Source organism: Paenibacillus barengoltzii G22, from assembly GCF_000403375.2.
GTDB lineage: Bacteria > Bacillota > Bacilli > Paenibacillales > Paenibacillaceae > Fontibacillus > Fontibacillus barengoltzii.
Genome location: NZ_KE159652.1, coordinates 1,639,682 through 1,652,398 on the forward strand (window position 1 = coordinate 1,639,682; position 12,717 = coordinate 1,652,398).

Below are 12,717 nucleotides of genomic sequence, written 5' to 3' on the forward strand. Positions count from 1 at the left end.
AATAGCGAGTCCTATCGCTATTTTCTGTTTTTTTGCTTGAAGAGTCCTACTTTAGGCTGGGAGGAATGAACATTTTATGGATTTGATTTCAATGTTTATTGAGTACCGGACTTATTTTCTTACCGGCATTCAGTACACACTTCTGTTAGCAGCCATTGGTGTGTTGTGCGGATTCATTCTAGGGTTAATCGTGGCCCTCGTCCGGATGTCTCCCTGGGGGATCCTCCGGTTTATTGGGCATGCGTGGGTTGAATTTCTGCGGGGGACCCCGATGTTAGTTCAGCTCTTCATTATTCATTATGGTTTTTCTACGATGTTTGGCATTAATTTTTCGCCGATTGAATCCGGTTCAATTACGCTTTCGATCAACAGTTCAGCTTATCTGGCAGAAATTTTCCGCGCCGGGATTCAAGGTGTGGACCGTGGACAAGGAGAGGCGGCTCGTTCCTTGGGGATGACTAAAGGGATGACGATGCGCCACATCATCATTCCTCAGGCAATCAAATCGGTACTCCCTGCCATTGGCAACGAGTTTGTGACCATTATCAAGGAATCATCGATCGTTTCTATTATCGGGATTACGGAATTGATGTTCCAATCCGGCGCGATTGTGGGCATCACCTATGACGGAATGACGCCATACTTGATTGTTGCTATTCTGTACTTTATTCTGACATTCACGCTGTCTCGGATTTTGGGCGTGTTCGAAAGGAAGTTGAAGACCAGTGATCACCGTTAAAGGTTTGCATAAAAAATTTGGCCAACTCCATATTTTGCGCGGGATCGATCTGGAAATCTCCAAAGGCGAAGTTGTCGTCGTTATCGGTCCGAGTGGATCGGGGAAGAGTACGTTTCTTCGTTGCTTGAACCTGTTAGAGGTTCCGACCGAAGGGGAGATCACCTTTGAAGGAGCTTCCATCACTGCCAAAGGCCATGACATCAATAAAACCCGCGAGAAAATGGGCATGGTGTTCCAGCACTTTAATCTGTTCCCGCACAAGACCGTAATCGACAACATTACGCTGGCCCCTATTCGCGTTAAGAAGCTCGATAAAAGCAAAGCGGAAGCAATCGCCATGGATCTGCTTCGCACGGTTGGACTGGAGGATAAGAGAAACGCCTATCCGGCGCAGCTCTCCGGCGGTCAGAAGCAGCGGATTGCGATTGCCCGCGCATTGGCCATGGAGCCGCATGTGATGCTGTTTGATGAGCCAACGTCGGCTTTGGACCCGGAGATGGTCGGAGAGGTGCTTGACGTCATGAAGAACCTGGCTGAGCGGGGCATGACGATGGTTATCGTTACGCATGAGATGGGATTTGCCCGTGAGGTAGGTGACCGCATCCTGTTTATGGATCAAGGCGTCATTTTGGAGCAAGGTACGCCGCAAGAGGTGTTTGGGGCGCCAAAGCATCAGCGGACGCAGGACTTTTTAAGCAAAGTATTATAAATTTGAGGGACCGTCCGAGGACTTCGGGCGGTTTTTTTGTCCTTTGGAGTTCGAACGTACGCTCTAAGTTTACACGCTTTTTACTATTAAACACAAAAATGTAACCAGTCCAGTCAAGGGATTCCGCCGTTTGGTGGGATTTACCTGGCCTATTGGTTACAAAATTGTGATATATTGAGTAGGCCGAAACCTGAACTTGAGGTGCGGGGGACGAAAGATGAAAGCAGAAGCGGTCACGCTGACTGTTTTCTTGGGGTGAAGCGTATCGAGGCGATGCGCCGGGAATGATCCTTTTTCCCGAATCCGACAACTAACTCCGCAGGCGCAGTAAAAAGGAGGGCAATTCACTTGAATACTCGTATTTGGTCTAAACTTGCAGCAACGGCGCTGATTGCCGTAAGCCTTACGATTCCGATGCAGACGATATCCGTCCATGCAGACGCGGTACATAAAGCCGTGGAAGGAGATACATTTTATCTTCTTGCCAAAAAATATGGCGTAGACATGAATAAACTCATGGCTGCCAACCCATCCATCAATCCAAGTAATATATACGCTGGATTGAAAATCACCATTCCGGGCGTCCAGACGCAATCGACAGGAGTAGCTTCTGCTGCTCCGGCGAAGAAGGAAAATGCGGCGACGACAACCGCATCCGCTTCCAAGCTGAAAGTGATGTCCACTGGGAACGTGGTTGAAGCGTGGGGGAAAACCTTTACTTACTCGAAAACGATTAATGTGAAAGCTTCGGCGTATTCGGCATCCGCTAGCGAGAATGGAAAATGGGGAGCGGTTGACTACTTCGGCAACCCGCTGAAGCTGGGCACCATCGCGGTTGATCCCAAGGTCATTCCGATGGGCACGAAGGTGTTGGTAACCGGGCATAACCATGATGGGCTGCCGGATCAAGCTTTTGTAGCTACGGCTACTGACCAGGGGGGAGCTATCAAAGGCAATCGGATCGATATCTTTATTCCAGGCAGTGCGGCAAATGCGAAAGCGTTTGGGTTCCAAGATGTGACGCTTTACGTATTAAATTAAACATGAGGTGTAGATCAAAAAGCCGGTCAGGATATGTCCTGGCCGACTTTTTGGTTTTGCTGGCAAATGGCCGATTCATACGGGTCAGCGGTATTTGGTCGTATGCAGCAGCTCAGAAAGATCAACGAATTGATACCCTTGTGCCTGCAGGGCGTCGATGATCTTCGGCAAAGCTTGAATGGTGCCGGTTAAGTCGGAGCCGACGCCGCCGCCTGAATGTTGAAGGATGATCGAGCCGGGGCCCGCCGTACTCATCACATTGGAGAACACCTTCTTTTCGTCGATCCCTTTCCAATCCTGGGAATCCACATTCCAATTTACGAGGGTGTAACCGTTCTTCTTCGCCCATTGGACCTGTTCTTCCTTAATTTCTCCATAAGGCGGCCGAATCAATTGGGGACGATATCCAACGACGTTCTGAATAATTTTCTCCGTGCGTAAAATCTCGCTCTGGAACTGCTTAATGGAGCGGTTACGGAAGTTCGGATGACTATAGGAATGGTTGCCGATGAGGTGGCCTTCGTGACTCATCCGCCGCAACAAGCCGGGAAACTTCTTTGCTCGCGCCCCAACCACAAAGAAGGTGGCTTTGACCCCTTTGCGGTGAAGTACGTCTAAAATTTGCGGTGTAAACCGCGGATCCGGCCCATCATCGAAGGTCAGCGCAATCTGCTTCACCTCCGGTCCCCGGAAGATGAAGGTTTCTGAATATTTGCGGCGCAGTTCACCAAGATCGGCTGACGTGGTACCTGCAGGTATGAATGTATCCTTATTGTCCGCCTGATTCCCCTGAGATGTTGGGCCCCTAAGTTCGAGATCGCGTGCTGTGTCGGCTTTAACAGGATACAGTTGAGTCCCGCCTGCCATGACCAGAGAAGCGGTCATACAGCAGACCAGAACTTTCTTCAGCTGTATAAGCAATGTGAAGTCCCCCTTCAATCCGAAAACTGTACATGTTCCCTAGTATCCCCTAACTTTGCAAAGATCATAATGGACGGTGCAAAATCGCGCAGATTACTGCCTATGACCAGTTGTGAGAGATGTCACAGACGAACCCGTTAAAAACATGCATCCTTTGATGAAGTGTAATCAAATGGATGGGGGGAGCTTATGGCAATCGTAGTGGCGAACAAAGAAATATCACCAGGGGTGTTCAAACTGTCGGTACAAGGGCGATTTACGGGAAAAATCGGGCAGTTCTACATGTTGCGCGCCGGGGAACGCTACCCGTTACTGTCCCGACCGATCAGCATCTTTGATCTTGAAGAGGATCGGCTGGATTTCTTGATCCAGGTTGCGGGAGAAGGGACGACTCGGTTGTCTGAACTGAAGCCGGGCGACCGCTTGACCTTGGATGGGCCGTTTGGGAACGGGTTTCCGTCGCTTGTGGGAAGGATTGCCTTTGTAGGTGGCGGTATCGGAATTGCTCCGTTCTATTACGCGCTGAGGGAAGCACCGCAGGCGGACGTATATCTCGGCTTCAGCCGTGAGCCGTATATGGTAGAGGAATTCCGTACTTTAGCCCGCGGTAACGTGACGGTGGATGTCGGCGGCTCGATTCTAGAGAAAGTGGATTTTCGCGCGTACGATACGGTGATCGCTTGCGGACCTCATCCGATGCTGCATGCCGTGCAGCGCAAACAGGAGGAAATCGGAGGTCAGGCGAAGGTATACGTCTCCTTAGAGAATCGGATGGCGTGTGGAATCGGCGCATGCCTTGTCTGCAGTTTGAAATGCAGAGATGGCCGGAAGAAGGCTTGCGCGGATGGGCCGGTATTTTTGGCGGATGAGGTGGTGTTCGCATGACGGATTTATTGTGCCAAATCGCCGGCGTTTCCTTTAAAAATCCGATTGTGATGGCCTCTGGAACGTTTGGCTTCGGGAAGGAATATGGTGCAATTTACGATATCAATCAACTCGGCGGGTTGTCAGGCAAAGGACTGACGCTGCATCCGAAGGCAGGGAACGAAGGCGTTCGCGTAGCTGAGACGGCATCGGGGATGTTAAACAGCGTGGGATTGGAGAATCCGGGCATCCACGCTTTCCTGCGTGAAGAATGTCCGAGATGGGAGCAGCTGAACTTGGTTCGGATCGTAAACCTGGGCGGAAATACAATCGAAGAGTATGTGGAAGGCGCGAGGCTTATCGATGAGGATGAAGCTTGGCGGAGACGAGAAGGCAGAACTGCAGTGGATATGATCGAGCTGAACATTTCCTGTCCAAATGTCAAAGCCGGGGGCATGGCGTACGGGATCAAAACGGAGATCGCCCGTCAGGTCGTTCGAGAGGTTCGAGCAGCAACGACGCTGCCGCTGATCGTGAAGCTGTCGCCGAATGCCGAGGATATCGTAGGTATGGCGGTGATGTGCCAGGAGGAACAGGCGGATGGCGTCTCGCTGATCAATACGTTTTCGGCGATGAAAATCGATATCTCCAAGCGGCGGAGCGTGTTCGATAATCTGTATGCGGGTCTGTCCGGCCCGGCAATTAAGCCAATCGCATTGCGGATGGTGCATCAAGTCTGTCAAGCCGTCACCCTGCCGGTGATGGGGATGGGCGGCATCAGCAGCGCAGAGGACGTCATTGAGTTTATTATGGCCGGCGCAGCCGTTGTTCAGGTGGGGACACATAACTTCGTGCATCTTCGAGCGGGAGAGCAGCTAATCACTGACCTTACGGCCTGGATGCAGGCGGAAGGGGTTCAGACCTTGGACGAAATCCGCGGAATCCTTTAAAATAAAGGGCATACTGCAAGTGGAAGGAGCTGCGGAAATTGGCTTTTGAAGATATTAGGCTGGAAGCGATTCCGGTTGGCCGCGATTTACTGCTGCTAATGACTGGAGGCGTTTCCCATATCGGAGCGGCGTCCACCGCTTATCAAGCAGGGGGAGACATCGAAGTATTGACCTCTGCCGTACCGGGGCATAAAGAACACACCTTAACCGAGGGCTATGCCCGCCGCGCATCCAAGGCGCTTGGTCGAACTGTTACCGTGGTCATGGGAATTCATTACGACAATTTAAGCAAAGAAGAAATTAGGGAGATTGCCAAGAAAACCTCCGAAATGCTGGATCAATATTTACAGGAGCAGCAAGGGAATGGAGTGGATCCCCAATGAAGACAACGGACCAGGCGAAATTTCGCCGCAAAGCGTTGCCCGTGCCTGAAGCCCAGGCGATCGTTCTGCCGTACGCCAAGGAGATCGAATCGGAGATAGTTCCCTTGCCGGAGGCGTTAGGACGAATATTGGCGGAGCCGGTAACTGCGCCTCATGCCTATCCACATTTTCGGCGTTCAGGGATGGATGGGTTCGCCATTCTGAGCGAAGATACGATGGGTTGTCATACCGATCATCCGGTCTATTTGGAAGTTGTCGACGAGATTCCTGCTGGCTCTGTTCCCAACGTCAAATTAAAACCAGGACAAGCCGCCCGAATCATGACCGGGGCGAAAGTACCCGATGAAGCGGACGCCGTGGTAATGTTTGAGATGACTGAGGCCGTGACTCGGGAAGGTAAGCCTTATATCCAATTGATTCGTGAAATTGAATCCGGGAAGAACATCACGCCGGTGGGTCTTGAGCTGTCGGAGGACGATGTGATTCTTGAGCCTGGCCGCAGGTTGTCCGCTGGTGAACTGTCGGTGCTGGCGACGTTTGGCATTCACCGCGTTCCGGTGAAGAAACGGCCGCAGGTTGCTGTCTTCTCCACCGGCTCGGAGCTGCTGCGCATCGATGAACCGCTTCAGGACGGTCGTATCCGTAACAGCAATACCTATATGTTGTATAGTCAAATTATCGAAGCGGGCGGCGAACCGATACTATTTGAAGCAATCGAGGACGATTTGGCCCAGGCAAAGGCGCAGGTGGAAGCAGCGATCGCCAAGTATGATCTGGTCGTAACCACCGGCGGTGTGTCTGTAGGTGATTATGATATCATGGCCGACCTGTTGTCGAGCGACAGCGTGGAGATGTTGTTCAACAAAGTTACGATGCGGCCAGGCAGCGTCACGTCTGCCGCAGTGAAGGATGGCAAGCTATTGTTCGCTTTGTCTGGCAATCCCGGGGCTTGCTTTGTGGGCTTCGAGCTGTTTGTGCGTCCGGCAATTGGTCGGATGATGGGGGTCGCGAAGCCGTTTTTACCTGAGTTCACCGCTGAACTCGCCCGTTCTTACACAAAGATCAACAACTTTACCCGGTTCGTCCGCGGCCGGTTGGAGGTGCGGGAAGGCAGGCTCTTCGCAATTCCAGCGGAGCTGGATGAATCGGGCGTAATGATCACGATCAAGGACAGCGACGTACTAATCGTGATTCCTCCTTCTAACACGGAGATGCAGGCAGGCGAGCGGGTGACCGTACTGAAGCTGCCAGGCAGCGATTTCTAATGGAATGTGTTCATAGGAAGGACGAGGGAGGAAACGGGCGTGGCACCGGTAGTACAAATCGTCGGTTATAAAAACAGCGGAAAAACAACGCTTATCACCCGGTTGGTGAAGATATTTAATGATATGAATCTTCGCGTAGCTGTCATCAAACATGACCTGCACGGTTTCGAGGCCGATCGAGAGGGAACGGATTCGTTTCGTTTCCGAGCGGCAGGAGCAGCGGCGGCGGCGATTACTTCGCCATGGCGAACGGCCGTGTTCGAGGAGCAGGAAACACCGCTTGTTCAGCTGATTGAGCATTTTGCTCAATATGATTTGATTCTGGTTGAAGGCTTTAAGTGGGAAAGGTATCCGAAAATGGTCTTGTTGCGATCCACAGAGGATGAGCCGTTGATCGAGGAACTGCAGCAAGTCATCGCTGTTGTTCAGAAGGAGGCGGACTTCTCCGCCAACTCGTCGGGGCCCCGGCGGTTTCAGCGGGATGAGATCGAGCAAATGGCAGGGTACATCCGACATAACTGGATGTAGGCGGAGCGACAAAAGGACTTCCCTTCGTTGAGAAGGGAAGTTCTTTTGTTATATACCTAATGCTATCCGCTGACCCGGCGCTCAATCGCCTCGGACATCGTCTTATCCGTCAGATGGGCATACACCTCGGTCGTTTCAGTCGAGGCGTGACCGAGTTGCTCTTTGGTCTTGTAGATATCATTTTGCAAATAATAGTCGGTGGCGAAGGAATGCCGCAGCTTATGCACCGTCAGGTACGGCTTGCCGAAACGTTTTGCGTACTTGATGATCATCGCTTGGATCGCGCGTTTCGTCATCCGTTTGCCTTCTTTCTGTCCATTGGGGATGGCTACGAACAGGGCTTTCTCCCGCTTGGGTGTACGGTATCGTGATGTACGAAGCGTCAGATAGGCGGCTATATCGTCTCTGCATTGCTCTCGGAAGTACACCGGCGTTTTGAACGACTCGTCATTGTTACCTTTCCGGTATACATAAACCAGCTTATTCGCCAGATCCAAATCATCGATGTTCAGGTTAACGACCTCAGAGACGCGTAATCCGGAGTTCAGAATCAAGCTGGCGATGCAGGCGTCGCGTTCTTTGTTCTGCTCATACGCATAAAGCGCCTGTTTATTATCTGCTACATCCCGCCCATATCCTTCGGCGATGTAGGCAATAAATTCGGTTAACTCGTCTTCTTCCAAAATTTTGCCTTTAAGTTTAGCCGCGGTATCCTTCGGTTTATGGATCCGTTTAATCTCTACCTTCGCCATAATGTTTCGTTTTAACAACGGGTAGAAGTTCTCGTCTTCGGCAATTTGGCTGAGATAGTGGAATAACGAGCGTAAGGAAGACATTTTTCGCGATACCGTAATTTTGGAGTTCGTGCTTTCGGTTCGTGTGGTTAAGTAAAGACGATAACCCACAATGCTCTCCATATGCAGAATCTCCAGGTCGTGAAGGGTCACCTGGTCGTTCGTCTGCGCGGCAGTTAAGCCTTCGGCTCGAAGCCAGCTGAAGAACTGTTCGTAATCCCGTACATACTCTAAAAGTGTAGAAGGGGAGAGGTCCGGCAGCTTGTAATCAATGAACTGCTGCACGAACCAGGGCATGGATACGACCTTCTCATCCAATTTCTTGCGGTCGATCGCTTTTTGAATTTGCATAGAGGCACCTCCTGATTGGCTGACTTAGCAGTGAGATCCACGGACATAGAAAATATAATCGGGCTCCCCGTGCGTTTGCGGTACCTCACGGATCTCTACGTCTCCGAACGCCTCCTTGAGCCGAAGGGCGAAATCCGGGGAAGGGGTAGCACTCCAGAAGGAGAGGCAGCCGCCGGGACGCAGCCGGCTTTGCAGCGCCGCCAGACCGGCTTCATCGTATAATGAAGCGTTGTCGTCAAACACTTTCCAATCCGGACCGTTGTCAATGTCCAGACAGATCAGATCAAAGGTCTCCATCGTTTCTCGAATCCAGGCGACCAGATCTGCATGAATCAACCGTGTTCTCGGATGCGTTAAGGCACGATCGTTCACATGCGCCAACACGGCCTGGTTCCATTCTATTACCTTGTCTTCAATCTCCACTACGGTTGCTTCCTTTACGCGCGGATCGAGAAGGGCTTCCTGCAGCGAGAATCCAACCCCTAAGCCGCCGATCAGCACCTTCTCGGGGGAGGGCACGAGTTCTAACGCGCGGCGGACCAGCAAGCGCTCAGACTCACCGTTATACGTCGCCATCAGAAAGGTGCCGTTGCTGATAATCTCGAACTCCTCGCCGCGACGTTGGAGTTGAATTTCCCCACGGGGGGATTGGGCACGTTCGATGATTTCAACAGGCAAATCGATATGATTCATCAGAGCAACCTCCTGTAAGTTGACGCAAGAAATATTATGTTAACTATATGCCGCGCTATTCCGATTTTAATTTCATCAGTTCGTGATTAAATTTTTGCAACAAAGCAGCAAACGACACGGTGTCTTCCGAAGGCCAGTCTTCAAGCAGTTCTTGAATCCGCGCTAACCGGTTGGCCTTGTAAGTTGTAAACTCCTTCAGGCCGAGCTCCGTGATCTCCATGAAGAAGGCGCGACGATCCGCTGGATCCGGGATTCGTCGGACATAGCCTTTATGTTCCAAAGCCGCTGCTTGGCGGCTGACGGTTGAGATGTCTAATTGAAATTCTTCGGCCAAAGCTTTGACACCTACCGCACCTTGATCATGGATCCGATGTAGTAACAGATATGCGGCACGGTCTAAATTCCCGTTTTTGCGGGAAGCCGTTACAGTGGTCATCCGTCGATAAAGGATGGCGAGTTCCAGTTCGATTGCTTCTAGTGATTTGTCATCCATAATTTTAAATACCTCACAGCCAGATAGGATATTTTTATCGTATCATAGAATGGAGAGGAAATTAAATGAATGCGGGCTGCCTGAACAGAAAGCGCTTTTATGCATTCAAGCAATTGACAACAATTTATATAGTTGTATAATACAATTACATGAGGGGGATAACCATGCAAGCGCATGAGATCATGATCAAACACGTTTACAAAGTCAAAGAGACCGATACGGTACGTTCTGTGATTGAACGATTCATGGAATACCGGATCAGTGGACTTCCGATCGTTAATGAACGCAATGAGATCGTGTCCTACATTAGTGATGGCGATATTATGCGTTACATCGGTAAACATCGCGACGTTGTGGTAGATTCAATTTATTACGTTGCTGTGTTTAAAGGAGACCATGAAGATTTTGAACAGCGTGTACGGCGCCTGCTTGATCTCAACGTCATGGAAATCGGGAAGAAGAAAGTTTACACCGTGCCGTGGGATGAGGAAATTGAGAACATTGCGGCGATCTTAGGGAAGAAACAGATTAAGAAGCTCCCGGTCGAACGCAACGGAGTGCTTGTTGGAATTATCAGTCGGGGAGATGTGATCAGGCATTCCTTTAAATCATTTTTATAACCCGGGAAAGGAGTCTTTATGTCATCATCAAACACCATTCAGTACGCAGAAACGAAGGAGCGTTTAGAACTCGAGCAGGCGAGTCTTATCAAACAACCCAAGGCCGTTTGGGCTGTTTTTTTTGCCGCGATCATCGCTTTTATGGGCATCGGATTGGTTGATCCGATCCTGCCGGCGATCGCGAACAGTTTGAACGCAACCCCCAGCGAGGTGACGTTACTGTTCACCAGCTATAATGCTGTCATGGCAGTCGCAATGTTAATTACAGGCACACTTTCTTCACGCATTGGCATGAAATGGACCTTGCTTTCTGGCATCATTTTGATCGCGGTCTTCTCCGCGCTTGGCGGATTAGCTGGTAATGTCTGGACAATCATCGGATTGCGCGGCGGCTGGGGACTTGGAAACGCCTTGTTTGTCGCTACCGCCTTGTCGGCCATCGTCACATTATCCGGCAGCGGGACGGCCAGAGCGGTCATTTTGTACGAAGCTGCAGTAGGTCTCGGCATCTCGGTTGGCCCGCTCGTTGGCGGTTGGCTCGGTGCGGTGTCGTGGCGCGGACCGTTTCTTGGGGTCGCCTCGCTGATGGTGATCGCCTTCATTGGACTTATCACTCTCATGCCTAATTCGTCCGCAAGTACCGGCTCAAAGGCATCTCGTACTTCATTGGCGGCTCCGTTTCTGGCCATGCGTCATCGTTCGCTAGTGGTGTTCGGATTAACTGCTTGCTTCTATAACATCGGTTTCTTTACGCTGATGGCTTATGCTCCCTTCGTGATGGGGCTGGATGAACATGGACTAGGTTATGTGTTCTTGGCGTGGGGGATTTTGTTGGCGATCACCTCCGTATTTACTGCACCAAAGCTGCAGGAGAAGTTTGGTACGGTAAAATCGATGGCAGTGATGCTGTTCCTCTACACACTGATGATGCTTGTAATGGGCATTTGGACAAACCACCAATGGGTGATTATCATAGCTGTCATTGCCGCCGGGGCAGTGCTGGGGAATAACAATACACTGATCACAACAGCCGTTATGAACGCGGCACCTGTTGAGCGTTCCACAGCATCGGCTGCCTACAGCTTCCTGCGTTTTCTGGGCGGAGCGGTCGCACCGTTTATGGCAGGCAAACTGGCCGAGTGGTTTAATCCACATGTCCCGTTCCTCGTTGGCGCAGGTTTCGTCCTGTTGTCGGTAATTTTTATTGCCCTAAACCATAAGCATGTGAAACATGTTGATGAGCTGAAGGCGGGGCATTGATCCAGCGACAGAATATGCGAAGCAGACCGGTGCAGAGATCAGCCAGCTTATAAATTAACCTAATGAATTATAATGATTAACGAGATGAAATAAATGCAAAAAAGAACGTCTGGGACCGCAAATAAGCAGTCCGGACGTTCTTTGCATTTTATGCGGGGAGGATCACAGATCCAGCTTGGCGATTTCGGCCTTCAACTTATTTGCCGAAGCATGGAACCGAGTTAACTCTTCATTGTCCAGATTCAAATCCAGTACTTCGCGGACGCCGGAGCGGTCAACGATGCTCGGTACCCCAAGGTATACATCGGAGACACCGTTATAATCCGTCAGCAATGTCGAGACGTTCAGAACGGAGCCTTCGTTCTGCAATATCGAGACGATGATGCGGTCTAACGCCAGCGCAATCGCGTAGTATGTAGCCCCTTTGGCGTTGATGATCTCGTATGCAGCGTTTTTCGTATTATTGAAGATTTCTTCACGATCTTCATCAGAGAATTCCAAGCCGATGCCGGCGACATTCGCCAAGCTCCAGAGCGGAACCTCGGAATCCCCGTGTTCGCCGATGATATGAGCATGAATGCTGCGTGGGTTAATTTTCTTGTTCTGTCCAATGAGGTAACGGAAACGTGCGCTGTCCAGCAGGGTACCGGAGCCGATGACACGGTTGGACGGGAATCCGCTTTTCTTCAATGTAACGTAGGACAGAATGTCGACGGGGTTCGTTGCTACGAGAATGATGCCGTGATTATTGTATTTCACAATATTCTGAATGATGCTGTCGAAAATAACGGCATTTCGTTTGAGCAAATCGATCCGCGTCTCGCCTGGACGTTGAGAAGCGCCTGCGGCGATAACAATGACATCAGCCTCCGCACAATCGCTGTAATCTCCAGCCCATAGCTTTACACCACCAGTGAAGGGAAGACCATGGTTCATGTCCAGGGCTTCACCCAGCGCCTTCTCCTTATTGGCGTCGATCAAGACCAGCTCGGACACCCGTTCTCTTAAGAGCAACGTATAAGCGGTTGTCGCACCAACCGCTCCGGTGCCGATAATTACAACCCGGCTGGAACTCATTTGGTTTTTCATGTTTTTCATCTCCTCGT

General features: G+C 50.8%; 15 protein-coding genes and 1 riboswitch. Of the genes, 10 read left to right on the forward strand and 5 right to left on the reverse strand.

Features of this window, described 5'->3' with window-relative positions:
• The first annotated feature begins 76 nt into the window (after positions 1-76).
• The 3 genes from C812_RS07635 to C812_RS07645 all read left to right on the forward strand — a co-directional run bounded on the left by C812_RS07635 (position 77) and on the right by C812_RS07645 (position 2,489).
• Positions 77-739: an amino acid ABC transporter permease gene (locus C812_RS07635; RefSeq protein ID WP_016312092.1), complete on the forward strand. Its 663-nt coding sequence runs from the start codon at positions 77-79 to the stop codon at positions 737-739.
• Complete coding sequence (locus C812_RS07640; RefSeq protein ID WP_016312093.1) at positions 726-1,448, forward strand: amino acid ABC transporter ATP-binding protein; 723 nt, start codon at positions 726-728, stop codon at positions 1,446-1,448. The genes C812_RS07635 and C812_RS07640 overlap by 14 nt, the downstream gene beginning before the upstream one ends.
• Before the next feature lie 171 nt (positions 1,449-1,619).
• A riboswitch (cyclic di-AMP (ydaO/yuaA leader) is annotated at positions 1,620-1,788 on the forward strand.
• A gap of 8 nt (positions 1,789-1,796) precedes the next feature.
• Entirely contained in the window at positions 1,797-2,489 is a 693-nt protein-coding gene (locus C812_RS07645) for a 3D domain-containing protein (protein ID WP_016312094.1), read from the forward strand.
• 84 nt (positions 2,490-2,573) lie between these two features.
• On the opposite strand, the gene C812_RS07650 is transcribed toward C812_RS07645, so the two are convergent.
• Positions 2,574-3,404: a polysaccharide deacetylase family protein gene (locus tag C812_RS07650; protein ID WP_036624805.1), complete on the reverse strand. Its 831-nt coding sequence runs from the start codon at positions 3,402-3,404 to the stop codon at positions 2,574-2,576.
• 195 nt (positions 3,405-3,599) lie between these two features.
• Here C812_RS07650 and C812_RS07655 point away from each other — a divergent pair, with 195 nt between their 5' ends.
• The 5 genes from C812_RS07655 to mobB are packed head-to-tail and all read left to right on the forward strand — an operon-like array spanning position 3,600 to position 7,400.
• The gene (locus tag C812_RS07655; protein ID WP_016312096.1) at positions 3,600-4,295 is read left to right on the forward strand and encodes a dihydroorotate dehydrogenase electron transfer subunit; all 696 of its coding nucleotides are present in this window, start codon (positions 3,600-3,602) and stop codon (positions 4,293-4,295) included.
• Complete coding sequence (locus tag C812_RS07660; protein ID WP_016312097.1) at positions 4,292-5,224, forward strand: dihydroorotate dehydrogenase; 933 nt, start codon at positions 4,292-4,294, stop codon at positions 5,222-5,224. Before C812_RS07655 ends, C812_RS07660 begins: the two co-directional genes overlap by 4 nt.
• A 38-nt stretch (positions 5,225-5,262) precedes the next feature.
• The gene (gene lpdD, locus C812_RS07665; protein ID WP_016312098.1) at positions 5,263-5,607 is read left to right on the forward strand and encodes a prenylated flavin chaperone LpdD; all 345 of its coding nucleotides are present in this window, start codon (positions 5,263-5,265) and stop codon (positions 5,605-5,607) included.
• Entirely contained in the window at positions 5,604-6,872 is a 1,269-nt protein-coding gene (locus tag C812_RS07670; protein ID WP_016312099.1) for a molybdopterin molybdotransferase MoeA, read from the forward strand. The genes lpdD and C812_RS07670 overlap by 4 nt, the downstream gene beginning before the upstream one ends.
• A gap of 39 nt (positions 6,873-6,911) precedes the next feature.
• Positions 6,912-7,400, forward strand: coding sequence for a molybdopterin-guanine dinucleotide biosynthesis protein B (gene mobB / locus C812_RS07675; protein WP_016312100.1), 489 nt, complete (start codon positions 6,912-6,914; stop codon positions 7,398-7,400).
• Between the two features lie 62 nt (positions 7,401-7,462).
• On the opposite strand, the gene xerS is transcribed toward mobB, so the two are convergent.
• From xerS to C812_RS07690, 3 genes are read right to left on the reverse strand one after another with little or no spacing between them, the layout of a single operon-like run.
• Complete coding sequence (gene xerS / locus C812_RS07680) at positions 7,463-8,545, reverse strand: tyrosine recombinase XerS (protein ID WP_016312101.1); 1,083 nt, start codon at positions 8,543-8,545, stop codon at positions 7,463-7,465.
• 24 nt (positions 8,546-8,569) lie between these two features.
• The gene (locus C812_RS07685) at positions 8,570-9,238 is read right to left on the reverse strand and encodes a spermine/spermidine synthase domain-containing protein (RefSeq protein ID WP_016312102.1); all 669 of its coding nucleotides are present in this window, start codon (positions 9,236-9,238) and stop codon (positions 8,570-8,572) included.
• Between the two features lie 55 nt (positions 9,239-9,293).
• Positions 9,294-9,731, reverse strand: coding sequence for a MarR family winged helix-turn-helix transcriptional regulator (locus C812_RS07690; protein WP_016312103.1), 438 nt, complete (start codon positions 9,729-9,731; stop codon positions 9,294-9,296).
• Positions 9,732-9,895: 164 nt separating this feature from the next.
• On the opposite strand from C812_RS07690, the gene C812_RS07695 reads away from it, so the two are divergent.
• Both C812_RS07695 and C812_RS07700 read left to right on the forward strand, forming a co-directional pair.
• Entirely contained in the window at positions 9,896-10,351 is a 456-nt protein-coding gene (locus C812_RS07695) for a CBS domain-containing protein (protein WP_016312104.1), read from the forward strand.
• 18 nt (positions 10,352-10,369) lie between these two features.
• Entirely contained in the window at positions 10,370-11,611 is a 1,242-nt protein-coding gene (locus tag C812_RS07700; RefSeq protein ID WP_016312105.1) for an MFS transporter, read from the forward strand.
• A gap of 162 nt (positions 11,612-11,773) precedes the next feature.
• Here the strand turns inward: C812_RS07700 and C812_RS07705 are convergent, their stop codons facing one another.
• The gene (locus C812_RS07705; protein WP_016312106.1) at positions 11,774-12,700 is read right to left on the reverse strand and encodes an L-lactate dehydrogenase; all 927 of its coding nucleotides are present in this window, start codon (positions 12,698-12,700) and stop codon (positions 11,774-11,776) included.
• Positions 12,701-12,717: the final 17 nt, after the last annotated feature.